Raw genomic sequence first — 24,139 nt, forward strand, 5'->3', positions numbered from 1 at the left:
GACGTGCCCGCCATGTCGCGCGTCGCCCTTCCCCTGCGCGCACCACGCTCTATGATGCGCTTCAACGTCTCGTCCACACCTGACCCGCAGTCCTCGCCAGAACCGGAGCCCTCATGTCCGCCACTCTCACCGACCGTATCGATCAGGGCACGGGTCGCGTCGCCGCCGACATCGTCCTCAAGAACGGTCGCTTCTTCGACCTCGTGACCGGCGACTACGTCGAAGGCGATATTGCCCTGTGTGGCGACCGGATCGTCGGCACATGCGGCAGCTATCAGGGTGTCGAGGAGATCGACATATCGGGTTGCATCGTCGTTCCCGGTTTCATCGATACGCACCTGCACATCGAATCCTCCCTGGTGACGCCGCATGAATTCGACCGATGTGTCCTGCCCTACGGCGTGACGACGGCCATTTGCGATCCGCACGAGATCGCGAATGTGCTGGGCACGGACGGCATAGACTTCTTTCTGGCCAGCGCCCGCGAGACGATCATGGATATCCGGGTGCAGCTTTCGAGCTGTGTACCGGCAACGCATCTCGAGACCTCCGGCGCCAGCCTGCCGATCGAGGCGCTGCTGCCGTATCGCGACCATGAGAAGGTCATCGGCCTCGCCGAGTTCATGAACTTCCCCGGGGTCATCCACAAGGATCCCATCTGCATGGCCAAGCTCGAAGCATTCCAGGACGGCCATATAGACGGTCACGCGCCGCTGCTGCGCGGCCTTGATCTCAACGGTTATCTCTCAGCCGGCATCCGCACCGATCACGAGTGCACGACGGCCGACGAAGCCTTGGAGAAGATCCGCAAGGGAATGCATATCCTCGTCCGCGAAGGTTCGGTCTCCAAGGATCTTCATGCCCTGATGCCGATCCTGACCGAGCGGCTCTCGCCCTTCCTCGCGCTCTGCACCGACGATCGCAATCCGCTCGACATCGCAGAGGAAGGCCATCTCGACTACATGATCCGCGAAGCCATCGCCCACGGTGTCGACCCGCTCGCCGTGTATCGGGCCGCGTCGATTTCGGCTGCCCGCGCCTTCGGCCTGCGCGACCGCGGCCTCGTGGCACCCGGCTGGCGCGCCGACCTCGTGGTGGTGGACAGTCTGGAAAGTTGCAGGGCGCAGATGGTCTTCTCGGCCGGCCGGCGCGTCGACGATGCTCTCTTTGCCACGCGCCGTGCCGTCGCACCCGTCGGTCTCGACAGCGTCAAGGCCGGACACATTCACGCCGCTGCCTTCGCCGTGCCCTACACCGAAGGCGAAACCTCGGTGATCGGGGTCCTTCCCGGAAAGATCATCACCGAACATCGCCGCTTCCAGCTGCCGGCCGACGGCAACCAGACCGGCGCCGATCTCATGCGGGATATCATCAAGGTGGCCGTTATCGAGCGGCATGGCATCAATGGCAACCATGCCAACGGTTTCGTGCAGGGCTTCGGCCTGAAGAAAGGCGCCATCGCCTCGACGGTCGGTCATGACAGCCACAACATCTGCGTCGTCGGCGTCGATTCCGACGACATGGCACTCGCCGCCAACCGCCTCGGCGAGATCAAGGGCGGCTTCGTCGTGGTGCAGGACGGCCGAGTCACCGCGGAGATCGCTCTGCCCGTTGCGGGTCTCATGAGCCTTGAGCCCTATGAACGTGTCCGCGACACGCTGCATCACCTCCGACAGGCCGCCTTCGCGCTCGGCGCCACCCTGCAGGAACCCTTCCTGCAACTTGCCTTCCTGCCCCTCCCCGTCATCCCGCATCTAAAGATTTCGGACAGGGGACTGGTGGACGTCGACCGGTTCATGCTGATCGGGTGACGGCGATCCCGGCAACAACAGGCGCCGGCCCCTTGAAGCTTCCCGTGACCAACCCGGTGCTTAAAAATACCCGGATGCGCTCCCCCGCATGCGGGCAGCGGTTGCCGATCGAACCATGTTTATGTTGAAGGGCAGTCCTTCCCTGCCCCTCATGCATGTCGCCCGAACGCGCGCAGCGGTTTCGGGAAACGACCTGCTCCGTTCCTGTCGGATGATCACGGAGGGCCCCCGCCGTTCGAAACGGCGAAGACCTGATCCGGGCTATCGGCTCGGACATGGACGACGGCAAGCGTCTAGCCAGACACACGCCCGCAGAACGCATCCAGGGCCTCCAGCGCGATCTCGTCTTTCTCGATCCTCGCGGTGTCGAACCCCGGCAGAGGCAGCGTCGCGGCGATGGTCATGCCCTTCGGCAGGGTCACCGTCTGTGGGCCGCGCCGCAGATTGAAGACGAAGAGCAGCTTCTCGCCGGCCTTCTCGCGGGTGAAGATCAGGATGTCCTGGTTCGTGTCGAGGAAGGTCATGCCGCCGTCGAAAAGCTCGGGATAGGTTCGGCGGAAGGCAAGCGTCTGCCGATAATGCGCAAGAACGGAGTCCGGAGCCGCATCCTGCACGTCGACCGCCATGGCCTTGTGCACGTCCGGCACCGGCAGCCAGGGCTGCCCCGTCGAGAACCCGCCGCTCTGTCCGGCATTCTCCCACGGCATGGGCGTCCGGCATCCGTCGCGCCCCTTGAAGGCCGGCCAGAAGCGAATGCCGTAGGGGTCGCGCAATTCATGCAGCTCGAGCTCTGCCTCGGGCAGCGCCAGCTCCTCGCCCTGATAGAGGCAGATGGAACCGCGCAGCGTCGCAAGCACGGAAATGGCAAGTTTTCCGATCCGCTCCCGCTCGATCTCGTTCTGGATGAAGCGGGAGACATGGCGCTGGACGTCATGGTTGGAAAAGGCCCAGCAGACCCATCCGTCCGCGACCGAGTCCTGAAACGAGGAGACGCAGTGCTTGATGTGGCTGGCCGTGAAGTCCGGGCCGAGAAGATCGAACGTGTAGCACATATGCAGCTTGTCGCCGCCACTGACATAGGCCGCCAGCGTCTTCAGCGAACGCCCGCCGTCGCCCACTTCGCCGACCGCTGTCCGATCGTCGTATTCCTCGAGCAGCGCCCGGAAGCGCTGCAGGAAACCGATGTTTTCGGGCTGCGTCTTGTCGTAGAGATGGCTCTGCATGCCATAGGGATTGACGTCGGGCGCATCGAGCCCGGGGCCGTCGTCATTGTGGCCGAGCGGCGGATTGTCACGCAGCTCCTTGTCGTGGAAGTAATAATTGACCGTATCCAGCCGGAAGCCGTCGACGCCGCGCTCCAGCCAGAAGCGGACGGTTTCGAGGACGGCCTCCTGAACCTCGGGATTGTGAAAATTGAGGTCCGGCTGCGAGCCGAGGAAGTTGTGCAGATAGTACTGCCGGCGAACACCGTCCCACTCCCATGCCGGACCGCCGAAAATCGACAGCCAGTTGTTGGGTGCCGTCCCGTCGGGCTTCGCATCCGCCCAGACATACCAGTCTGCGCGCGCATTGGACCGGCTCGTCCGGCTTTCCTTGAACCACGGATGCTGGTCGGAGGTGTGGGAAATCACCTGGTCGATGATGATCTTGAGGCCGAGGCGGTGCGCCTCTTCCAGCATTACGTCGAAATCGGCAAGCGTCCCGAACATCGGGTCGACATCGCAATAGTCGGAGACGTCATATCCCATGTCCGCCATGGGCGAGGTGAAGAACGGCGAGAGCCAGATGGCATCCACGCCGAGGCTGGCAATGTGCGGCAGCCGCGCGGTAATGCCTGGCAGGTCCCCGATCCCATCGCCGTTCGTGTCCTGGAACGACCGCGGATAGACCTGGTAGATCACCGCGCCGCGCCACCAGTCCGGGTTGGTCTTCGGGGAAGAGGCCATGGACGATTCCTTCTGCATGATGGGGACCTTCGATCTTCTAGCGTTCGGGCCGCGACGAGGCAATGACAGGGCAACGCCTTTCGGGCCGGGTCGCCGCGTCCGGACGTTGGGCAACGTCACGCAGGACGCCCTTCCGAAACGAACACCCTGCCTTGCCATCGGCGTCCGCAGGCTTTATCGGGCAAACGCAACGAGGAGGACATCGATGGCACGGCTTCTGGCAATCGGCGAATGCATGGTGGAACTCGGCGATGCCGGCAGCGGCTTGCTCCGCAAGGGCTTTGCCGGCGACACGTTGAATGCCGCCTACTACGCCCGCACCTATCTCCCGGCCGCGTTCGACGTTGCCTATCTCAGCGCCGTCGGTACCGATCTTCTCTCCGCAGAGATGCTCGCCTTCATCGGCGACAAGGGCATCCTCACCGAGGATGTCCTTGAGATCGAGGGTGCGGCCCCTGGCCTCTACATGATCCATCTCAAAGAAGGAGAGCGGAGCTTCTCCTATTGGCGCTCGGCGTCGGCTGCGCGAAGACTTGCCGAGGACCCCGCACATCTCCGGCGCGCCATCGAAAAGGCCGACACCATCGTCTTCTCCGGCATCACGCTTGCCATCCTCTCGCCGGAAGCCCGCGAGACGCTGATCCTTGAATTGCGGCGTGCAAAGGCCGCGGGACGGCGCGTCGTCTTTGACCCGAATATCCGCCCGCGTCTCTGGGAAGACGCCGCAACACTGCGTGCCTTCGTCGAAGCGGGCGCCCGGGCATCGACCATCCTCGTGCCGAGCTTCGATGACGAGCAGGCGCATTTCGCCGACGCTGACCCCGAGGCGACGATCGCGCGATACCGGCAGTGGGGCGCAGACACGGTTCTGGTCAAGAACGGCAGCGGCGCGGCGTGCCTTTCGAACGGCACTGATGCCATCGTCCGCATCACGCCGCCGAGGGTTCAGACCGTGGTCGATACGACCAGCGCCGGCGACAGCTTCAACGGAGCGTTCTTGGCAAGGCTGCTGACCGGCGTCGCACCCGCCGAGGCCGCAGCCTTCGCCGCCCGCGTCGCTGCTGCCGTCATCGGCCACCACGGAGCGCTCGTGCCGCCCGAGCATCTGCCGCAGGCGCTCGACCTCGCGTAAAAGCTTAGGCGAGAAACGACGGGTAAACCGCGGGATCGACTCGACAAACCCGCGCTAAAGACCGCCGGAATCTAGCGGCGCTTCTTGCCTTCGAACGGATTTTCCGACGCGCGAAGATGGATGCGGATCGGCACGCCCGGCATCTGGAAATCGGCGCGCAGACCGTTCGTCAGATAGCGGATGTAGCTTTCCGGCACGGAGTCCGGACGCGTGCAGGAGATCATGAAGCCCGGCGGACGGGCTTTCACCTGCGTCATGTACTTCAGTTTCAGGCGACGCCCGGAGACGGCCGGTGGCGGATGCTGGGTCTGCTGCGCGTCGAGCCACTTGTTCAACCGCGCGGTGGAGATGCGGCGGTTCCAGACCTTGTCGGTATCGACGATCGACTGCATCAGCTTGTCGAGCCCATAGCCGGTCTGTCCGGATAGCGGAACGGCCCGGATGCCCCGCGCCTGCGGCAGCAACCGCTCGGTCTTTTCACGCAGATCGGCGAGCAGCGCCTGCGGGTCCTCGACCAGATCCCACTTGTTGAAGGCGAGCACGGCCGCGCGGCCCTCGCGGATCACGAGGTCGACCAGCTGCAGATCCTGTTTTTCGAACGGGATGGTCGCGTCGAACACGATGACGACGGACTCGGCGAAGCGGATCGAACGCAGGCTGTCGGCAACCGACAGCTTTTCGAGCTTTTCCTGCACCCGGGCCTTCTTCCGCATGCCGGCCGTGTCGAACATCTTGATCGTACGACCACGCCAGTCCCACTCCACCGAGATCGAGTCGCGCGTGATGCCGGCTTCCGGACCGGTCAACAGGCGATCCTCGCCGAGGAAGCGATTGATCAGCGTCGATTTGCCGGCATTCGGTCGCCCGATGATGGCGACGCGGAGCGGCTTCGTCTCGTCATAGGCGGGCTCCTCGTCATCCTCGCCCTCGCCCGCTGCCTTGCGCAGATCGATGTCCGTCTCGGCTTCGTCCACGACGGGCGGAAACGCCCGCTCTTCGCCGATCGCCTCGACGATCGCGTCGCGCAGATCGATCATCCCCTGTCCATGCTCGGCCGAGATGGGGCACGGGTCGCCGAGGCCGAGCGTGAAGGCATCGTAGAAGCCGCCATCCGACCCCTTGGCCTCGGACTTGTTGGCGACCAGCACGACGGGCTTGCCGCGCCGACGCAGAAGATCGGCCAGCGTCTGATCGGCCGGTGTCAGCCCGGCCTTAGCATCGACCACGAACAGGGTGATGTCCGCTTCGTCGATCGCGGCTTCCGTCTGCGCCCACATCCGACCCTGCAGCGTCTCGGGGCCGGACTGCTCGAGGCCGGCCGTGTCGATGATGGTGAACCGCAGATCGACCAGTTTCGCATCGCCGGGCCGTCGATCCCGCGTGACGCCCGGGGTGTCGTCCACCAGCGCCAGCTTCTTGCCGACGAGGCGGTTGAAGAGCGTGGACTTGCCGACATTGGGGCGGCCGACGATGGCGACGGTGAAGTTCATCTCAAAATCCTGTCGCGGCGCTCATGCCGCTGTGCCGGCCGCCGCGCAGCCCGTCATCATGACCGGCAATGCGTTGCGACCTCTCGGTTCTTTCCGCCGCTGCAAAGCAGGGCAACGGATGGCATCAAAGCCTGTCGCCCGAAAGCCTCAAGGCTTCGAGCGACGGTGAGGTATTAAAGACGGTCGCCCGAAGGTCTCAAAGGGCTCCGGGCGGCGGTACGTATGAAAGACGATCGCCCAAAAGCTTCAAGGGCTTCGGGCGACAGGAAATAGAACCACGCATCTGAAGCCTCCTGCGCAGATCGGTGATCCCGCAGTCCACCTGAAGGCTACGGCGCGGAGGCCATCACGTCCAGGACCATGCGGGCCCGGTCGGCAAGGCCGCGCGGCGCCTGGCTGTCATCGACAACCTGCTGAAACCACTCCTTGGCCTTGGTCTTGTCGCCGGCCTTGTAGGCCGCAAGACCCAGCACCTCGCGTGCGGAGTTGCGCAGGCCGTTCCCATCTACCGCCAGCTGCTCGACCTCCGCCGAAACCTGTTCGTATGTGCCGGTGTCGACCAGCAGATAGGCCGCGCGGATCCGGGCGGCATCCCGCATCGGCTGCACGATCGCCTCGTTCTTGGAAATCGCGGAAAAATCGGCGATGGCGGCGGCGGTGTCGCCCTTCTGCGCCTTCAGCGTAGCGGCCCGCATCTGCGCAAGAACGGGATAGGCGCCGTAGCCGTCGGCCTCCAGTCTGTCGAAGGCGGCAAGCGCCTCGTCGGTCTTGTTGTCCTTGGCAAGCGTCAGGGCCGCGAGGAACTCGTCGCCCGAGGCGGCGGCCGAGGTCTCATGCCAGTAATCATAGGCGACCTTGCCGATCGTGCCGATGACGATGAGAACCGCCAGCATGGCCAGGATGCCGCCGAAGCGGAGCCAGACGGCCTTGACCTGCTCGGAGCGAAGCTCGTCATTGACCTCGCGGATGAAACTGTCGTTCTGATGCGCCATTCGAGTTCCGGCGGACCGGCCTTCTCTGCCATTTCTCTCAAAGCCGCGCTTCTAGCCTATTTCGCGCATATTGTAAGGGGGCACGGCAAAATCGGGGCAAGGTGACGATGCGCATCGGGCCAGACGACCCGCACCACGTTCGGCGACTCCGGCCACGGACATCTCCGCCTTGGATGTTTGACGTCATGAGGCGGATTTATCGGCACCTTTGCGGCATGGCTCCCAAGGATCGCCGTATTCCTGCCGCATGGGGCAAGCGCGCCCCCTTTTTACACCCGACGGGGCCACGTCTTCCTTGTCTGCTGCAGGCGCGCGCCGCGTCCCGCCTGGAGCAGACGCATCACGTCAGGTTTCCGCATGCACGTTTTCCCCGCCCCCTTGGCTGCCCTCCTGATGCTGTCGCCACTGGCGCTGGCACCCACGATCGCGCGGGCGGATCCGCCGCCGTCGATGCGGGGAACCCTGCAGCCGGGACCGACGGCCGCTGCAGCTTCGAAATTCCAGCAGCTCGTCATCATCTCCTTCGACGGCGCGCATGACAACAAGCTCTGGGAGCGCAGCCTCGCCACGGGCCGGAAGGTCGGTGCGCATTTCACCTATTTTCTCTCCTGTACCTTCCTGATGACCAAGGCCGAGGGCGGCCGGTCCTACCGGGCCAGCGGCCACAAGCAGGGTGCCTCGAATGTCGGTTATGCCCAGAGCCGGGAAGAGATCGCCACCCGGGTGCGCCATATCTGGCAGGCCCACCAGGACGGCCACGACATCGGCAGCCATGGTTGCGGGCATTTCGACGGCAAGGACTGGAGCGAAAAGGACTGGAGCGACGAATTTGCGGCCTTCGATGCGGCGCTCGACAATGGCTGGAAGGCGGGCGGCATCGAAACCGAAGAACCCGACGGATGGCGCGCGATGGTCGACGGCATCAAGGGCTTCCGCGCGCCCTATCTCTCGACCAGCACCGGCCTTGTTCCGGCAGAGCGAAAAGCGGGCCTGTCCTACGATGCCAGCCTCGTCACCAAAGGTCCGGCCTGGCCGACGCGCGAAGGCGGCATGGAGCGCTTCGGTCTGCCGCTGATCCCCGAGGGCCCGAGCGGACGCCGGGTCATCGGCATGGACTACAATCTCTTCGTCCGCCACTCCATGGGCGTCGAGAACCGCAAGGACAGCGCCACCTTCGAGGCCCGCGCCCTCAAGGCCTATCGCGATGCCTTCGCCGCTGAGTACGACGGCGCCCGCATCCCCCTTCAGCTCGGCTTCCACTTCGTCGAGATGAACGGCGGCGCCTACTGGCGGGCGCTCGAAACATTCCTTGCCGAAACCTGCAGCAAACAGGACGTCGCCTGCGTCAGCTATGCGCAGGCCCTGCCGCTGATCGCGGCACGAAAAAAGGCGGATCCCTCCGCCTTTTGATGTCTCCACTGTCTTCCTCGGCGCGTTACGGCTTGTCGGCCGCCAGTTCGCCGTCGGCATCTTCGCGTGCCAGGTAGCGCTGATCGATCTCCGGCAGGGGCAGATCGTCGATGGCCGCTTCGAAGGCTTTCAGGCGCTTGTGGATGGACAGGAGTTCGATGATCGTCGTCCAGGAGTTGACGAGATACTGGAACGAATTCGACACCTGCCCGAAGGCCGTGGCGATCTGCTGGTAGATACCGTAGGTAATCTTGCCTGCGACGATGGTCGGCACGAGCATGAAGGTAACGAACAGGGCGTCGGCCTGAATATAGAAATACCGTGCGACGTTGAAGTACAGGTAGTGCCAGTACATCCGGAAGTAGTTCCGGCGGACATTGGCAAACAATTCAATGACGGTAACCGGCTGCGCACGCTCGGCGTGATCCTCACCATAGACGAGTTCCTTGCGATACGCTGCCTCGACGCGCTGGTTGCGGAAATGCAGGCCCGGCAACTTGATACCAGCAAAGGCCAACAGCAACGTGCCGAATGCCGACCAGCCAATTGCCAGCCAGAAAAGGGAGTGCGCAATCGGCCCGATGATCGGCAATTCTGTAACGTAGCTCGAAAGGGCAAACAGGATGGGCAGAAACGCGATGAGCGTCATCACAGAATTGATCAGGCTGACGCCCAACCCTTCAAGAATGTTGGCAAAACGCATCGTATCTTCTTGCACACGCTGCGAGGCGCCTTCGATGTGCCGAACTCGCTCCCACTTTGACATGTAGTAGTCGTTCATCGCCGTGCGCCACCGAAACACGTAATGGCTGACGAAAAAGTCCGTCAGGATCGATACGAACATGCTGAGAAAGACGATCTGGCAGAAGATGAGCTGCAGCGAGTAGAAATCCCACACAGTCACGCCCGGCTTGCCAGTCAGCGCATTCTGGAGGAGATCGCCAAAGGGGCGGCGCCAGTTGTTGATGGCGACATAGACCTGCACGCCGAAATAGGTACAGAACAGGATGAGCGCCGATCCCCAGATGGACCAGTCGACCCATGGATGATCCCGAGCGATATAATTCCAGACCCCACCGAAGAGAACGGTGCAGACAAAGAAGTAGGCATAGAAGAATCGATTGTCCGGCGTGAGGAAGAAACGCAGGTCGATCGGCATCTTGTCTTCAGGGATTGGAGCGAAGCCGATAGATGCACCCCAGTCGGCGAAAAAGCCGAACCAGAGGAGGACGCAGACAAGCGCCCAAACCATCATGGACGTAAAAAACAGCTTTGGCTTGGGAAAGAACGAATGAAACAAGGCGGGAACCTTCTGGCTGGCGGGCGAACCGCCCGCGGTCATGGCGGCGAACCTAGGCCAATTGGGATGGCTTCACAATCACGCCATTGAAAGGTTACGTCTTTTTAATGGGAGGCGACCGTCTCATAGCCCCGAGGCGAGACGAATCCCGCGACGCTCGACCAGGATGATACCGGCGCAGAGGATCAGAACGGCGCTTGCGATCAGCGTCGGCAGCGTAAAGCTGCCGGTGGATCCGGCGAGCCAGCCCGCGACGAGCGGACCGATGATCTGTCCGATGCCAAAGGCGGCGGTCATGATCGCGAGCGCGCGCCGCTGGCTTGCCGGCGCCAGCGCCCGGCCGATCTGGAGGCCGAAGGCGGTGATCATGATGAAGGTGGCGCCAAGCAGCAGACCGCCGGCCAGGGGCGCTGCCGGGAACGGGAGGACGACGGTCAGGACGAGGCCCGCCGCCTCGACCACAAGCCCGATGAGATAGACGCCGACGATGCCAAAGCGCGGCACCAGCTGCCGCCAGGCCGCAACCGAGACCGCAGCGCTGAGCCCTGTGACCAGCCAGCAGAGAAACTCGATCGTGTGGTCGACCGCGCCTGCCCGGGCCATGGCGACGAGGAACGTCGCCGTGATGACATAACCGAAGCCGAACAACCCGTAGGTCAGCGTCAGCGCCGCGAAAGGTCGCGTCCAGACGAGGCGCGGCTCGGCCGCCGGCGCGGTCCCGGCGGTCACCGGTCCTTCGGGCAGAAGCAGCGCCACGCAGGCGGTGCCGAGCAGGGAAAGAAAGGCGCCGGCAAACCACGCCTCCCGCCAGTTCGCAAGCGCCTCACCCTGACCGGCCGGCAGCAGCCAGACCATCAGCGACGAGGCAGCGATCCCCAGGCCGACGCCTGCAAAATGCAGCGACTGCACGGCGGTGCTGCCCGCCGCCGCACCCCGTGTCAGCACGATCTGGGAGATCATGATCATGGTGAAGGCGCTCGCCATGCCGGCCAGAAATCGGATAACGGCGAACACCACCACGGCGTTCGCCAAGCCCATGGCGCACAGCAGCAGCGTCGTGGCGACCAGCATGCCGAGCCCGATCACCCGTTCGCGTCCTTGCGCAAAGGACAGGCCGGCAAGCACGGCACCGAGCAGGTATCCGACGAAATTGGCGGCCGCGATCACCCCGGCTTCCCCCGGGCTCAGCGGGACATCGAGCATCATGCCGGGCAGGATCGGCGTATAGGAGAAACGGCCGAACCCCATGGCGACGGCCATCGCGATCGCACCGGACAAGGCCGTCGCGAGAAGCCGCACAGTCGATCTGCGCCATGTGAGCATCAGCCGGGCAGCGTGACGACGAGAGGACCGTTGCGGGTGACGACCACCGTGTGCTCGTACTGGACCGTCGGGGCGCGCGGCTCGCTGTAGAGCGTCCACGCATCGTCGCCGCCTTCGGCAAACTGACCGCCCATCGACAGGAAGGGCTCGATGGTAAAGACCATCCCGTCCTCCATCCGCCGCTTTTCGTGCTTGTCGGGCCATGTCGAGATCTCGGTCGGCTCCTCGTGCAGGGAGCGACCGACACCGTGGCTCGCAAGGTTGGAGATGAGGGTATAGCGGTTCTTGCGGGCAAAGGCGCCGATTGCATTGCCGATCGACGCCAGCGGCTTACCGGCCTTGACCTCGTTCAGCCCCACCCACATGGCGCGCTTGCCGTCACGGCACAGCCGCTCGGTTGCCCGCGAGACAGGCGGCACGGCAAAGGACGCGCCGGTGTCGGCAAAAAGCCCGCCTTTTTCGGCAGAGACGTCGATATTGACCAGATCCCCGGCTGCGATCACCCGCGCACCGGGAATGCCGTGCGCAACTTCCTCGTTGACGCTGATGCAGGTGGCGCCGGGAAAACGGTAGGACAGCTCCGGCGCCGATTGCGCACCTTCGGCCTCCAGCGCCTTCCGGCCGATCAGGTCCAGCTCGGCCGTCGTCATTCCCGGCTCGAGGGCCGCACCCATGATCTGCAGCGTGTTGGCGCAGATCCGGCCAATTTCCTTCAGACGTTCGAGATCGTCGGCATTTTCCAGGGTCATGATCGTTCATATCCGGAGGCTGGCACGGCGCAGCGCGGCACAGGGCCGCAAAGCGCGGGTGGAAAAGCGAACCTATCTACTCCGCTTCCCGCCCGCAGGGAAGGCAGGTTGCACGCGATGCGCAAGGGCTGAGGGTGCGCGGGATGCGCAAGGTTGAGGTTGCACACCGCACATGTCAAAGACGGCTCACACGGCGCTCGCCGCGCGGGCAGCATCTTCGGCGATCCCTTCGCGCACGCGCGGTGCGACCTTCGTACCGTAGAGCTCGATCCCGCGCATGATCTGATCATGCGGCATCGGGCCGATCGCCATCTGCAGGAGAAAGCGGTCGTTGCGGAAGATTCGATGGTGCCGGATGATTTTGTCCGCAACCGTTTCGGGGTCGCCGAGAAACAGATTGCCGCGCGGGCCGATCGCCTGGTTGAAGTGCTGGCGATTGGTCGGGCCCCAGCCGCGCTCGCGGCCGATCCGGTCCATCACTTCGGCCTGCGGCCCGTAGAACTGGTCGGCGGCGGACTCCGTCGTATCGGCAATGAACCCGTGCACGTTGATGCTCGTCTTCAGGCCGGCAGCCGGTTGCCCCGCCCGGCGGGCGGCTTCGCGGTAGAGATCGAACAGCGGCGCATAGCGCGCGGGCTCGCCGCCGATGATGGCGAGCGCGACCGGCAGGCCAAGCGCGCCGGCACGCGCAACCGACTGCGGCGTCCCGCCAACGGCCACCCAGAGCGGCAACGGTGCCTGCAAAGGCCGGGGATAGACACCGCGATCGTGAAGCGCGGCCCGCTTCTCGCCTTCCCAGTTCACGATTTCGCCGCTGCGCAGCGCCATCAGCAGGTCGAGCTTTTCGGAAAACAGGTCGTCGTAGTCCTCCAAGGGATAGCCGAACAGCGGAAACGATTCGATGAAGGATCCGCGGCCCGCCATGATCTCGGCGCGCCCGCCCGAGAGAAGATCGAGCGTTGCAAACTGCTGGAACACGCGAACAGGGTCGTCCGACGAAAGAACCGTTACTGCGCTGCTCAGCCGGATGCGGCGTGTCCGTGCGGCGGCGGCGGCCAGCACCACGGCCGGCGACGACACCACGTAATCTGCACGATGATGTTCCCCGAGCCCGAAGACATCGAGCCCCACCTGATCGGCAAGTTCGATTTCTTCCAGCAGGTTTTTCAGGCGACGCTCGCCCTCGCGGCCTTTGTCGGCGGCTTTGGGATCGACATCGCCGAAGGTGTAGAGACCGAGTTCCATGATATGCGGGTCCTCATGATGGGGTTTCCCCACACATAACCATCGCACGCGCCTTTTCCCACCGTCCAAGACGTAGACGCAGCGTTGCCGCCCCGTTTACAGCCATCAGCAGACATCCCGACCGCCAGCCTCGGGCATGCGGAGCATGCGTTCTGCCGAAGGCACCTTCGGCATGCGGAGCATGCGTTCTGCCAAAAGCAATTGTCAGTCGACGGTGTTTGCGCTTAGTCTTGCCCGTCAAGACAAGGGGTCCGAATGACCAGCACCACCCGAACCGCCCAGGCGCCTTCCGGCAGCATCCGTTTCCTGCTCAACGAGCGCGAGATCGACCTGACGACAGTGGCGCCAACCGCGACGCTGCTCGACTTCCTTCGGCTGGAACGTCGGCTGACCGGCACCAAGGAAGGCTGTGCCGAGGGCGATTGCGGCGCCTGCACGGTTCTTGTGGGCCGGCTGGTGGCGGGCAAGCTCGTCTACGAAGGCGTCAATGCCTGCATCCGCTTCGTCGGTTCGCTGAACGCCACGCATGTCGTTACCGTCGAGCATCTCGCTGCGCGCGACGGCACGCTGCATCCGGTCCAGCAGGCAATGGTGGATTACCATGGTTCGCAATGCGGCTTCTGCACGCCGGGCTTCGTGATGTCGCTTTACGGCCTGTGGCTGTCGAAGGACAATCCCGGGCGCGCCGATATCGAAAAGGCCCTGCAGGGCAATCTCTGTCGATGCACCGGCTACGAGCCGATCGTGCGCGCGGCCGAAGCGGTCGCCCGCGCCCGGCCGGATGCCGTTTTTGACCCCATCCTCAGGATGCGCGATCGCGTTCACACCTTTTTGTCCGAGCGACCGGAGGGCGAGACCATCGTCCTCGGCGCGCCCGAGGCCCGCATCGTGGTGCCCGGCTCGGCGCAGGCGCTGGCCGAGACGCTCGCGGAATATCCGGATGCCACCGTGGTCGCCGGCTCGACCGATGTCGGTCTCTGGGTGACGAAGCAGATGCGTCCCATCAACCCCGTCGTCTTCATCAACGGCCTGTCCGACCTGCAGGTGATCACCGAGACGCCGGAGGGAATGACCATCGGCGCCGGCGTCACGTATTCCCGCGCCTTCGCCACCCTCGCGCGTCGCCTGCCACCGCTCGGAAAGCTGCTCGATAGGCTGGGTGGCGATCAGGTGCGCAATATGGGCACCATCGGCGGCAATATCGCGAATGGATCGCCCATCGGGGATATGCCGCCGCCGCTGATCGCGCTCGACGCGACCGTGACGCTGCGTTCCGTTTCGGGCACGCGAACCCTGCTCCTGCAGGACTATTTCATCGCCTACGGCCGGCAGGACCGCCATCCCGGAGAGTTCGTGGAGAGCGTGTTCGTTCCGGCGCTCCCTGCGGACGAGCACGTCGCCGTCTACAAGATTTCCAAGCGCCGCGACGAGGACATCTCGGCTCTCTGCGCCGCCTTTCGTCTCGCCGTGTCCAGCGAAGGCCTCGTCATCTCCGCCCGTATCGCCTTCGGCGGCATGGCCGGGACGCCGAAGCGCGCCACGGCCGTCGAGGATGCCCTGATCGGCAAGCCGTGGACGGAAGAGACGGTGATCGCCGCGCGCCCGGCGTTCGACGTGGATTACCAGCCCCTGAGCGATTGGCGCGCCACAAGCGCGTATCGCGCGCTGACCGCCAAGAACCTGCTGCTCCGCTTCTACCTGGAGACCTCGGGATCGCCGTCGGAGCTGGTTCGCTTCGAGGCGGCGGAATGAGACGCAACGCGTCGGGTTGGCGGAGACCCTCGCCCTGAACCTTCCCACAACGGGGAAGAAGCTGCCGGCAGGCGGACGCGAGGCGCGCTGCAAAAGACAGAAGGCCGCAAGGCCAAGGAGACGCATCATGGACAGCTCGACCTTCGAGGAGCGCAAGATCATTCACGGCGGCATGCACAAGAGCCTGCGCCATGAAAGCGCTCACAAGCATGTGGCGGGCAGCGCCGACTATATCGACGACATGCCCGAGCCCGCGGGAACGCTGCATGCGGCTCTCGGACTGACAGACCGGGCCCATGCGGAGATCGTCGCCATGGACCTGAGCGCCGTGGAGACCTATCCGGGCGTCGTCTGCGTTTTGACCGCGCGCGACATGCCGCACGTCAACGACATCAGCCCGAGCCACCTCGATGACGAGCCGGTGCTCGCGGACGGACGTGTCGAGTTCCACGGACAGGCCGCCTTTGCGGTCATCGCCGAAACGCGCGACGCCGCCCGACGCGCCGCGCGCCTCGCCAGGATCACCTATGCCGACCTGCCCCACGTCATCGACGTCAAGGAAGCGCGGGAGGCCGGGGGCAAGCTGGTCACCAAGCCGCTGACCCTGTCGCGCGGCGATGCCGTCAACGAGATGCAGCACGCGCCCCGCCGCGTAAAGGCGGCGATGCAGATCGGCGGGCAAGAGCATTTCTATCTCGAAAGCCACATCGCGTTTGCCATTCCGGGCGAAGACGACGACATCACCGTCTGGTCCTCCACCCAGCATCCGAGCGAAATCCAGCACATGGTCGCCCATGTTCTCGGCGTGCCGTCCAATGCCGTCACCGTTCAGGTGCGCCGCATGGGCGGGGGCTTCGGCGGGAAGGAAACACAGGGCAACCAGTTCGCAGTCATCGCCGCCGTCGCCGCGAAAAAGCTCAACCGCCCGGTCAAGTTTCGGCCCGACCGCGACGAGGACATGGTCTGCACCGGCAAGCGCCATGACTTCCTCGTCGACTACGAGGTCGGCTTCGACGACGACGGCCGCATCCATGCCGTGGACGCCACCTTCGCCGCGCGTTGCGGCTATTCCTCCGACCTCTCGGGGCCGGTGACCGATCGCGCCCTGTTCCACGCGGATGGCGCCTATTTCTATCCGCATGTGCGGCTGACCTCGGAACCGCTGAAAACCAACACGGTGTCCAATACGGCCTATCGCGGTTTCGGCGGGCCGCAGGGCATTCTTGGGGCCGAACGCATCATCGAGGAGATTGCCTACGCCCTCGGCAAGGACACGCTCGACATCCGCAAACAGAATTTTTACGGCGAAAAGGGGTCCGGCCGCGATCTCACGCCCTATCACCAGCAGGTCGAGGACAATGTCATCGGCAGGCTGGTCGCGGCACTCGAGGAAAGTGCCGACTACCAGAAACGCCGCGCCGACATTCTCGCCTTCAACGCGCAAAGCCGCATCATCCGCAAGGGCATTGCGCTGACGCCGGTCAAGTTCGGCATCTCCTTCACCATGACCGCCTTCAACCAGGCCGGTGCTCTGGTCCATGTCTATCAGGACGGGTCGATCCACCTGAACCATGGCGGCACCGAAATGGGACAGGGGCTCTACACCAAGATCGCGCAGGTGCTGGCAGACAGTTTCCAGGTCGACATCGAACGGGTGAAGATCACAGCGACCACGACCGGCAAGGTACCGAACACCTCTGCCACCGCCGCCTCCTCCGGCACCGACCTCAACGGCATGGCGGCAGCCGACGCTGCCCGACAGATCAAGGAACGCCTCGTCGCCTTCGCCGCCGAGCGGTGGCAGACGACGCCGGACAAAATTTCCTTCGTACCGAACCACGTCCGCATCGGCGACGAGCGCGTGCCCTTCGCCGATCTCGTCAAGCAGGCCTATTTTGCCCGCGTCCAGCTGTCGGCTGCCGGTTTCTACAAGACGCCGAAGATCCACTGGGACCGCAACACCGGGCGCGGGACGCCCTTCTATTATTACGCCTACGGCGCCGCCGTTTCCGAAGTCTCGATCGACACGCTGACCGGCGAATACATGGTGGATCGCGTGGATGTGCTTCACGACGTCGGGCGCTCGCTCAACCCGGCGATTGACATCGGACAGATCGAAGGCGGCTTTGTGCAGGGCATGGGCTGGCTGACGACCGAAGAGCTCTGGTGGGACGCCAAGGGGCGGCTTCGCACCCATGCGCCCTCGACCTACAAGATCCCGCTTGCCTCCGATCGGCCGAAGATCTTCAACGTCAAGCTCGCGGACTGGAGCGAGAACGGCGAGGAAACCATCGGCCGCTCCAAGGCCGTGGGCGAGCCGCCTTTCAACCTGCCGATATCCGTGTTCGAGGCGATCTCCATGGCGGTCGCAAGCGTCGGCGACTACCGTCGATGCCCGCGCCTCGATGCGCCGGCCACGCCGGAACGCGTGTTGATGGCGGTCGAGCGCATGCGCGTTCCTTCATGAAATACGTCGTCGGCAGCCTGCAGGCGTTTCTCGCCCGCGAGGCGCAGATCGTTCTGATCGAAGTGGCGGAAGCGCTTGGCTCGACCCCGCGCGAGACCGGAGCCTTCATGCTGGTCTCGCCGCAGGACAGCCATGGCACCATCGGCGGCGGCCAGATGGAGCACATGGCGATCGACCATGCCCGCAACCTCATGGCCGGCATGGCGACGGATCTCCGTCTCGACATTCCTCTGGGGCCGGAGATCGGCCAATGCTGTGGCGGTCGCGTGGCGCTGTCCTTCCGGGTGCTCGATGCGGCCGCCCGCGACGACCTCGACGCGATGCTCAAAGCCCGCGTGAGCGGTTTTCCGGAAGTCTGGCTGTTCGGGGCCGGCCATGTCGGCCGGGCGCTGGCCGATGCGCTTGTGCTCCTGCCGGTGCGCATCTTCGCCGTGGAAACGCGCCGGAACGAACTCGACCTGATGTCGTCAGGCGCAAGCCCGCGGCTGACCGCGATGCCCGAGGCCCTCGTCAAGGACATTGCGCCCGGCAGTGCGGTGATCATCCTCACCCATGATCATGCATTGGATTTCCTGATCGCGCGGGAAGCGCTTTCGCGTGCCGATCTCGCCTATACCGGCATGATCGGTTCCAAGACCAAGCGTGCGACCTTCGCCAGCTGGGCGCGCGACGAAGGGCTCGATGCCGCCGCCATATCCAGGCTCGTTCTGCCCATCGGCGGCAAGACAGTAAGTGACAAACGCCCGGCCGTCATCGCCGCGATGACGGCGGCCGAGGTGCTGATAGCACTCGACGCCTACCGGCGCTCTGCCACCTCTTTCGGTTCGTAGCGCGGGTCTCGTCCATCGAGAAAGCCGAGATCGCGCTGGAGATGCGCCGGCATGCTCTCAACGTCGAGCCGCGGATAGCGTGCCGGATTAAACCGGGCGAGGACGGCCCGCGTTCGGCGCAGGACCAGACGAACGATAGTGTCTTTCGGTGTCCGCAGGGGGAGTTGCTGTGTCGTCGGCAGGCTCATGGCATCACCATTGTCTCAGGGAACGGCTTGCATCTTCCGCCTCCCCATGGTCGAAATCCAATCGAACATCCGCCTGCCGCCATCAAGAGACCTGATCCATGAAGATGTCCCGACAGTTCCCGCTCAATGCGCTCCGGGTGTTCGAGGCGGTTGCGCGGCTGTCGAGCTTCACCCGGGCCGGCGAGGAACTCGGCCTTACCCAGACCGCGGTCAGCTACCAGATCAAACTGCTCGAGGAGAACATCGGCGAACCCCTCTTCCTGCGCCGCCCCCGGCAGATTGCGCTGACGGAAACCGGCGAACGGCTTCTGCCGAAGGTCAGCCAGGGGTTCGATCTGTTGGGAGAGGCGGTCGTGGCGGCGCGACGTTCATCGAGCGAGGTCTTGCTTCTCCACTCCACGCCCACCTTCGCCCAGCAATGGTTGACGCGAAGCCTTGGCGCATTCCAGTTCCGACACCCGCAGATTGCCGTGCGGCTCATCACCGGTGCCCGCGTCGTCGATTTTCACACCGAAGCAGCTGATATCGCCATTCGCTGGGGCACGGGCGACTGGCCCGGCCTCGTCAGCCACCATCTGATGCGTCTCGATTTCGCGCCGATGCTCAGCCCTGCGCTGGCGGACGCGCATGGCGGACTTCGGGAGCCCGCCGATTTGCTGGAGCTTCCGCTCATCAGCCCCGCCGACCCGTGGTGGAAGCACTGGTTCACCGCCGCTGGCGTTCCTGACGCCAAGCTCGACACCCGCACACCGAACGATTTCGGCGTGCAGACCTTCGACGCGGCCGCCGCTATGGCCGGACAGGGCGTCGCGATCGTCAATCCCGCCCATTACGCCGACGACATCGCCGCCGGGCGCCTCCTTCTCCCTTTCGACCTCCTGTGCAACGACGGCCGGGACTACTGGCTCGCCTATGCCGAAAGCCGCCGCAACGTCCCGAAGATCCGGGCGTTCCGGGACTGGATCCTGGAAGAGTTTGCTCGCACGCAGGGAGAATGATGGCGGGCTCGGTGTTCCCACGACACCGTCTGCGTCCTTGGAGAAGGACAACGACCGTCGTTCGCGGCCTGCGGTTGATGGTGACCGGCTTTGGGTTCGTCGGACGCAGATCGACCGCATCGGATCGCGAACGCGCGTAAAATCTCGGTCATTCCGGGGGACCGACAGTCCATCCGGATGTCGCGGTGCGCGCGGGCTCATCCCCGTTGGTTTCCGGCCACATTCCTTGCGCCGGCAAATATCTTGTCGAGCACGCGCATCTTTCGGAAGCCGCCCCTTCCCTCGCCTTGAAAATTTTCGCAATGTCCCCGACGGGGGCATGAAAGGGGACCGACATGTATGAATACGCCATCGTCTGGGAATGGCTGACCTTTGCCGTGCGCTGGCTGCACGTCATCACCGCCATTGCCTGGATCGGCTCCTCCTTCTATTTCATCGCGCTCGACCTCGGGCTGGTCAAGCGACCGCACCTGCCGGTCGGGGCCTATGGCGAAGAATGGCAGGTGCACGGCGGCGGTTTCTACCACATCCAGAAATATCTCGTCGCACCCGCCATGATGCCGGAACACCTGACCTGGTTCAAATGGGAAGCGTACACGACCTGGCTCTCCGGCTTTGCGCTCCTCTGTCTGGTCTATTACGGCGGTGCCGACCTGTTTCTGGTCGATCGCCATGTGCTCGACGTTTCTTCCACGACAGCCATTCTCCTGTCGCTCGCCTCGCTCGGCATCGGCTGGCTCATCTACGACCTTCTCTGCAAATCGCCAATCGGAAAGAACACCTGGACGCTGATGGCGCTGCTCTATGTCGTGCTGGTTGCCATGGCTTGGGGCTATACGCAGGTCTTCACCGGCCGTGCGGCCTTTCTGCACCTGGGCGCCTTCACGGCGACCATCATGTCGGCCAACGTCTTCTTCATCATCATGCCCAACCAGCGCATCGTCGTGGCGGACCTGATCGCCGGTCGCACGCCGGATCCGAAATATGGCGCGATTGCCAAGCAGCGCTCGCTGCACAACAACTACCTGACGCTGCCCGTCATCTTCTTCATGCTGTCGAACCATTATCCGCTGGCCTTCGCGACGGCCTATAGCTGGATCATCGCGGCGCTGGTGTTCCTCATGGGCGTCACCATCCGCCACTGGTTCAACACCACCCACGCCCGCAAGGGTCGCCCGACGTGGACATGGCTTGTCACCGTCCTTCTCTTCATCCTCATCATGTGGCTGTCCACGGCACCGAGGCTGCCCGGTGCAGCGGAGGACACCGCCGCCATCGCACCTGCCTTTGCCCGCTTTGCCGAAAATGCGCATTTTCCCGCGGTGCGCGATACGGTTTCGACCCGCTGCTCCATGTGCCACGCGGCCGAACCGGCCTATGAAGGCCTGGCGCGCCCGCCCAAGGGCGTGATGCTCGAAAACGACGGCGAGATCGCTGCGCATGCGCGCGAGATCTACCTTCAGGCCGGCCGCAGCCATGCCATGCCACCCGGCAATCTGACCGACATGACGGCTGACGAACGCGCGCTGATCGCCGCGTGGTTCGAGAGCGCCGCAGGAACCGCGACACGATGACATCGATGCTTCTCCGAGGCCGCACCCTGACGTTTCGCCGTCGTCCCGTGTCGATGGACGATGCCGAAGCCTATCTCTATGACACCGACGGCGCTCTGCTCCTCATCGACGGCCGCATCGCGGCCAGCGGATCCTACGCGACCGTGCGCGACCAGGCGCCCGACGATGTCGTCGAGATCGATCACCGGCCCCATCTCATCCTGCCGGGCTTCATCGACACGCATGTCCACTTTCCGCAGATGCAGGTCATCGGCTCGTACGCAGCAAATCTGCTGGAATGGTTGAACACCTACACGTTTCCCGAGGAGTGCCGCTTCGTGGAGAGGGCGCATGCCGCGCGCATCGCCGTGCATTTTTTCGACGAGATGATCCGTCACGGCACGACGACGGCGGTGGCCTATTGCTCCGTCCACAAGGCTTCGGCCGATGCCTTCTTCACGGAGGCCACGGCGCGCGACATGCGCATGATCGCCGGCAAGGTGATGATGGACCGCAACGCGCCGCAAGGCCTGCTCGACACGCCGGAGGTGGGCTATGACGAGACCCGCGCGGTCATCGCCGAATGGCACGGCAAGGGCCGCAACCATGTCGCCATCACACCCCGTTTCGCCATCACCTCGACGCCCGAACAGATGTCGGCCGCGCAGGCGCTTGCCGCCGAATTCCCCGACCTGCACATCCAGACCCACCTCTCGGAAAACCGCGAGGAGATCGACTACACACTCTCGCTCTATCCCGATGCGGCAGACTATACGGACGTCTATGCCCGCTACGGGCTGATGGGCCCGAACTCCCTCTTCGGCCACGCCATCCATCTTTCGGAGCGCGAGCGGGACGCGATGAGCGAGACAGGCTCGGTGGCGGTCCATTGCCCCACCTCCAATCTCTTCCTCGGCTCCGGACTGTTTCCGCTGAAGGAACTGGCGCGGCGGCAAAAGCCGGTGCGCATTTCCGTCGCCTCCGACATCGGCGGTGGATCGAGCTATTCCATGCTGCGCACGATGGACGAGGCCTACAAGATCCAGCAATTGCTGGGCGAACGGCTGAACCCGTTCGAGAGCTACTTCTACCTGACGCGCGGCAATGCCGAAGCGCTTTCCCTGTCCGACAGGATCGGAACGCTGGAGCCGGGAACGGACGCCGATCTCATCGTGCTCGACATGACGGCGACGCCTGCGATGGCGCTGAAGGCGGAGGTCGTCGCATCGCTCGCGGACGAACTCTTCCTTCTGCAGACCATGGGCGACGACCGGGCCGTGGTCGAGACATATGTCGCGGGACGCCCAGCCAAGACCACGCTGGCGTAACTGGTAAATTTAATTGACCAGTTGCACGACGGGCGCTTAACGCTCGTCATTGCGCGTGCTAGACGAGAGCAGCCATCCCCGCGGAGCCCACCATGCCACCTCTCGAAATCGCCGATCTCAAAGCTCTTGCCAAGCGCCGCGTCCCGAAAATGTTCTTCGACTATGCCGATAGCGGTGCCTGGACGGAGGGCACCTATCGCGCCAACGAGACGGATTACCACGAGATCAAGCTGCGCCAGCGGGTGCTGGTCGACATGACCAACCGGTCGCTGGCCACCACCATGATCGGCCAGGATGTCGCGATGCCGGTGGCCCTCTCGCCCACCGGGCTCACGGGCATGCAGCACGCCGATGGCGAGATGCTGGCGGCCCAGGCGGCGGAAGAGTTCGGCGTTCCCTTCACCCTGTCGACCATGAGCATCTGCTCCATCGAGGACGTGGCCTCCGTCACGACGAAACCCTTCTGGTTCCAGCTGTACGTCATGAAGGATCGCGATTTCGTCCGCAATCTGATCGAACGCGCCAAGGCCGCCAGGTGCTCGGCGCTGGTGCTGACGCTCGATCTGCAGATCCTCGGGCAGCGCCACAAGGATCTGCGCAACGGCCTCTCCGCGCCGCCGAAGTTCACGCCCAAGCATATCTGGCAGATGGCAACGCGCCCCGGCTGGTGTCTGAAGATGCTGCAGACGCGGCGGCGCGGCTTCGGCAACATCGTCGGTCACGCCAAGAACGTCTCGGACCTGTCGTCCCTGTCCGCATGGACGGCAGAGCAGTTCGACCCGAAACTTTCCTGGGATGATGTCGCCTGGATCAAGGCGCTCTGGGGCGGACCGCTGATCCTGAAGGGCATCCTTGATCCGGAAGATGCGCGCATGGCGGCGAAAACCGGCGCGGATGCAATCATCGTCTCCAATCACGGCGGCCGTCAGCTGGACGGCGCGTCATCGTCGATCGCCATGCTGCCCCGCATCGTCGATGCCGTCGGTGGCGACATCGAGATCCATGTCGACGGCGGCATCCGCTCGGGCCAGGACATCCTGAAGGCCGTGGCGCTGGGTGCCCGCGGCACCTATATCGGCCGCCCGTTCCTCTATGGCCTCGGCGCCGGCGGCAAGACCGGCGTGCGCCTCGCGCTCGACATCCTGCGCAAGGAACTCGACATCACCATGGCCCTTTGCGGCAAACGCGACATTCTCAACGTCGACAGAGACATCCTGGATCTCGGAGCCGCTCAGCTTCCCCGGTAGGTCGAATAGCTGTAGGGCGAGAGCAGAAGCGGCACGTGATAATGGGCCGAGGGATCGGCAATTCCGAAGCGCAGCGGGATCATGTCGAGAAACGGCGGGTCCGAAAGCGCCGTGCCCAGTGACGCGAGGTAATCGCCAGCGTGAAAGACAAGTTCGTAACGTCCGCGTGCCAGCGCATCGCCTTCGAGAAGCGGTGCATCCACCCGGCCGTCGCTGTTCGTCGTGACGATCTTCAGAAGCGTGCGCGCCTCCCCTTCGATGTGGAACAGCGCAATCTGCAGGCCGGCTGCAGGCCGGCCGAGCGCGGTATCGAGAACATGCGTGGTCAGGCGGCCGGTGGCAGTCATGATGACCTCTTTTCGATGGGTGGCCGGAGCG

Annotated in this window: 19 protein-coding genes; 10 read left to right on the top strand and 9 right to left on the bottom strand. The window is 64.2% G+C overall.

Annotated elements, in window-relative coordinates; all coding sequences use genetic code 11:
• Positions 1–113 precede the first annotated feature (113 nt).
• Positions 114–1,811, top strand: a complete 1,698-nt coding sequence (gene ade, locus ASG25_RS16405; RefSeq protein ID WP_062476269.1) for an adenine deaminase — start codon at positions 114–116, stop codon at positions 1,809–1,811.
• A gap of 293 nt (positions 1,812–2,104) precedes the next feature.
• Here ade and ASG25_RS16410 read toward each other — a convergent pair whose 3' ends face one another.
• On the bottom strand, positions 2,105–3,757 hold the full coding sequence (locus tag ASG25_RS16410; protein WP_062477066.1) for an alpha-glucosidase: 1,653 nt from the start codon (positions 3,755–3,757) through the stop codon (positions 2,105–2,107).
• 205 nt (positions 3,758–3,962) lie between these two features.
• Between ASG25_RS16410 and ASG25_RS16415 the strand changes: the two genes are divergently transcribed.
• Positions 3,963–4,889 carry a sugar kinase gene (locus ASG25_RS16415; protein WP_062476272.1) on the top strand — a complete coding sequence of 309 codons (927 nt, stop codon included), beginning with the start codon at positions 3,963–3,965 and terminating at the stop codon, positions 4,887–4,889.
• 71 nt (positions 4,890–4,960) lie between these two features.
• Here ASG25_RS16415 and der read toward each other — a convergent pair whose 3' ends face one another.
• A complete protein-coding gene (gene der, locus ASG25_RS16420; RefSeq protein WP_062476275.1) occupies positions 4,961–6,379 on the bottom strand; it encodes a ribosome biogenesis GTPase Der in 1,419 nt (472 codons plus the stop codon).
• Positions 6,380–6,708: 329 nt separating this feature from the next.
• Positions 6,709–7,371, bottom strand: coding sequence for a tetratricopeptide repeat protein (locus tag ASG25_RS16425; RefSeq protein WP_062476278.1), 663 nt, complete (start codon positions 7,369–7,371; stop codon positions 6,709–6,711).
• Positions 7,372–7,821: 450 nt separating this feature from the next.
• Here ASG25_RS16425 and ASG25_RS16430 point away from each other — a divergent pair, with 450 nt between their 5' ends.
• The gene (locus ASG25_RS16430; protein ID WP_244479442.1) at positions 7,822–8,781 is read left to right on the top strand and encodes a polysaccharide deacetylase; all 960 of its coding nucleotides are present in this window, start codon (positions 7,822–7,824) and stop codon (positions 8,779–8,781) included.
• Positions 8,782–8,806: 25 nt separating this feature from the next.
• Here the strand turns inward: ASG25_RS16430 and sbmA are convergent, their stop codons facing one another.
• From sbmA to ASG25_RS16450, 4 genes are all read right to left on the bottom strand, one after another.
• The gene (gene sbmA / locus ASG25_RS16435) at positions 8,807–10,081 is read right to left on the bottom strand and encodes a peptide antibiotic transporter SbmA (protein WP_062477072.1); all 1,275 of its coding nucleotides are present in this window, start codon (positions 10,079–10,081) and stop codon (positions 8,807–8,809) included.
• 123 nt (positions 10,082–10,204) lie between these two features.
• Positions 10,205–11,404 carry a YbfB/YjiJ family MFS transporter gene (locus ASG25_RS16440; protein ID WP_244479431.1) on the bottom strand — a complete coding sequence of 400 codons (1,200 nt, stop codon included), beginning with the start codon at positions 11,402–11,404 and terminating at the stop codon, positions 10,205–10,207.
• Positions 11,404–12,153 (bottom strand): type I methionyl aminopeptidase, encoded by a 750-nt coding sequence (gene map / locus ASG25_RS16445; RefSeq protein WP_062476284.1) that lies wholly within the window; start codon positions 12,151–12,153, stop codon positions 11,404–11,406. Before map ends, ASG25_RS16440 begins: the two co-directional genes overlap by 1 nt.
• 186 nt (positions 12,154–12,339) lie before the next feature.
• Positions 12,340–13,398 (bottom strand): LLM class flavin-dependent oxidoreductase, encoded by a 1,059-nt coding sequence (locus ASG25_RS16450; protein WP_062476287.1) that lies wholly within the window; start codon positions 13,396–13,398, stop codon positions 12,340–12,342.
• Positions 13,399–13,653: 255 nt separating this feature from the next.
• Here ASG25_RS16450 and xdhA point away from each other — a divergent pair, with 255 nt between their 5' ends.
• The 3 genes from xdhA to xdhC all read left to right on the top strand — a co-directional run bounded on the left by xdhA (position 13,654) and on the right by xdhC (position 18,447).
• Positions 13,654–15,150: a xanthine dehydrogenase small subunit gene (xdhA, locus tag ASG25_RS16455; RefSeq protein ID WP_062476291.1), complete on the top strand. Its 1,497-nt coding sequence runs from the start codon at positions 13,654–13,656 to the stop codon at positions 15,148–15,150.
• Between the two features lie 127 nt (positions 15,151–15,277).
• Entirely contained in the window at positions 15,278–17,617 is a 2,340-nt protein-coding gene (xdhB, locus tag ASG25_RS16460) for a xanthine dehydrogenase molybdopterin binding subunit (RefSeq protein WP_062476294.1), read from the top strand.
• Positions 17,614–18,447 (top strand): xanthine dehydrogenase accessory protein XdhC, encoded by an 834-nt coding sequence (xdhC, locus tag ASG25_RS16465; protein ID WP_062476297.1) that lies wholly within the window; start codon positions 17,614–17,616, stop codon positions 18,445–18,447. The genes xdhB and xdhC overlap by 4 nt, the downstream gene beginning before the upstream one ends.
• Here the strand turns inward: xdhC and ASG25_RS22345 are convergent.
• Positions 18,414–18,635 (bottom strand): hypothetical protein, encoded by a 222-nt coding sequence (locus ASG25_RS22345; protein WP_082475833.1) that lies wholly within the window; start codon positions 18,633–18,635, stop codon positions 18,414–18,416. The genes xdhC and ASG25_RS22345 overlap by 34 nt on opposite strands.
• 98 nt (positions 18,636–18,733) lie before the next feature.
• On the opposite strand from ASG25_RS22345, the gene ASG25_RS16470 reads away from it, so the two are divergent.
• From ASG25_RS16470 to ASG25_RS16485, 4 genes are all read left to right on the top strand, one after another.
• Positions 18,734–19,633 carry a LysR substrate-binding domain-containing protein gene (locus ASG25_RS16470; protein WP_062476300.1) on the top strand — a complete coding sequence of 300 codons (900 nt, stop codon included), beginning with the start codon at positions 18,734–18,736 and terminating at the stop codon, positions 19,631–19,633.
• A 335-nt stretch (positions 19,634–19,968) separates the two neighbouring features.
• Positions 19,969–21,207, top strand: coding sequence for a urate hydroxylase PuuD (locus ASG25_RS16475; RefSeq protein WP_062476303.1), 1,239 nt, complete (start codon positions 19,969–19,971; stop codon positions 21,205–21,207).
• Positions 21,204–22,514, top strand: a complete 1,311-nt coding sequence (gene guaD / locus ASG25_RS16480; protein ID WP_062476306.1) for a guanine deaminase — start codon at positions 21,204–21,206, stop codon at positions 22,512–22,514. Before ASG25_RS16475 ends, guaD begins: the two co-directional genes overlap by 4 nt.
• A gap of 92 nt (positions 22,515–22,606) precedes the next feature.
• Complete coding sequence (locus ASG25_RS16485) at positions 22,607–23,761, top strand: alpha-hydroxy acid oxidase (protein WP_062476309.1); 1,155 nt, start codon at positions 22,607–22,609, stop codon at positions 23,759–23,761.
• Here ASG25_RS16485 and uraH read toward each other — a convergent pair.
• The gene (uraH, locus tag ASG25_RS16490) at positions 23,746–24,108 is read right to left on the bottom strand and encodes a hydroxyisourate hydrolase (protein WP_062476312.1); all 363 of its coding nucleotides are present in this window, start codon (positions 24,106–24,108) and stop codon (positions 23,746–23,748) included. The two genes, ASG25_RS16485 and uraH, sit on opposite strands and share 16 nt — an antisense overlap.
• Positions 24,109–24,139: the final 31 nt, after the last annotated feature.

Source organism: Rhizobium sp. Leaf384 (genome assembly GCF_001424065.1).
Lineage (GTDB): Bacteria > Pseudomonadota > Alphaproteobacteria > Rhizobiales > Rhizobiaceae > Ferranicluibacter.

Bases quoted from the DNA above. Each gene is read 5' to 3' on its own strand.
- ade (WP_062476269.1), top strand. From the start codon at position 114: ATGTCCGCCACTCTCACCGACCGTATCGATCAGGGCACGGGTCGCGTC.
- ASG25_RS16410 (WP_062477066.1), bottom strand. From the start codon at position 3,757: ATGGCCTCTTCCCCGAAGACCAACCCGGACTGGTGGCGCGGCGCGGTG.
- ASG25_RS16415 (WP_062476272.1), top strand. From the start codon at position 3,963: ATGGCACGGCTTCTGGCAATCGGCGAATGCATGGTGGAACTCGGCGAT.
- der (WP_062476275.1), bottom strand. From the start codon at position 6,379: ATGAACTTCACCGTCGCCATCGTCGGCCGCCCCAATGTCGGCAAGTCC.
- ASG25_RS16425 (WP_062476278.1), bottom strand. From the start codon at position 7,371: ATGGCGCATCAGAACGACAGTTTCATCCGCGAGGTCAATGACGAGCTT.
- ASG25_RS16430 (WP_244479442.1), top strand. From the start codon at position 7,822: ATGCGGGGAACCCTGCAGCCGGGACCGACGGCCGCTGCAGCTTCGAAA.
- ASG25_RS16440 (WP_244479431.1), bottom strand. From the start codon at position 11,404: ATGCTCACATGGCGCAGATCGACTGTGCGGCTTCTCGCGACGGCCTTG.
- map (WP_062476284.1), bottom strand. From the start codon at position 12,153: ATGACCCTGGAAAATGCCGACGATCTCGAACGTCTGAAGGAAATTGGC.
- ASG25_RS16450 (WP_062476287.1), bottom strand. From the start codon at position 13,398: ATGGAACTCGGTCTCTACACCTTCGGCGATGTCGATCCCAAAGCCGCC.
- xdhA (WP_062476291.1), top strand. From the start codon at position 13,654: ATGACCAGCACCACCCGAACCGCCCAGGCGCCTTCCGGCAGCATCCGT.
- xdhB (WP_062476294.1), top strand. From the start codon at position 15,278: ATGGACAGCTCGACCTTCGAGGAGCGCAAGATCATTCACGGCGGCATG.
- xdhC (WP_062476297.1), top strand. From the start codon at position 17,614: ATGAAATACGTCGTCGGCAGCCTGCAGGCGTTTCTCGCCCGCGAGGCG.
- ASG25_RS22345 (WP_082475833.1), bottom strand. From the start codon at position 18,635: ATGAGCCTGCCGACGACACAGCAACTCCCCCTGCGGACACCGAAAGAC.
- ASG25_RS16470 (WP_062476300.1), top strand. From the start codon at position 18,734: ATGAAGATGTCCCGACAGTTCCCGCTCAATGCGCTCCGGGTGTTCGAG.
- ASG25_RS16475 (WP_062476303.1), top strand. From the start codon at position 19,969: ATGTATGAATACGCCATCGTCTGGGAATGGCTGACCTTTGCCGTGCGC.
- guaD (WP_062476306.1), top strand. From the start codon at position 21,204: ATGACATCGATGCTTCTCCGAGGCCGCACCCTGACGTTTCGCCGTCGT.
- ASG25_RS16485 (WP_062476309.1), top strand. From the start codon at position 22,607: ATGCCACCTCTCGAAATCGCCGATCTCAAAGCTCTTGCCAAGCGCCGC.
- uraH (WP_062476312.1), bottom strand. From the start codon at position 24,108: ATGACTGCCACCGGCCGCCTGACCACGCATGTTCTCGATACCGCGCTC.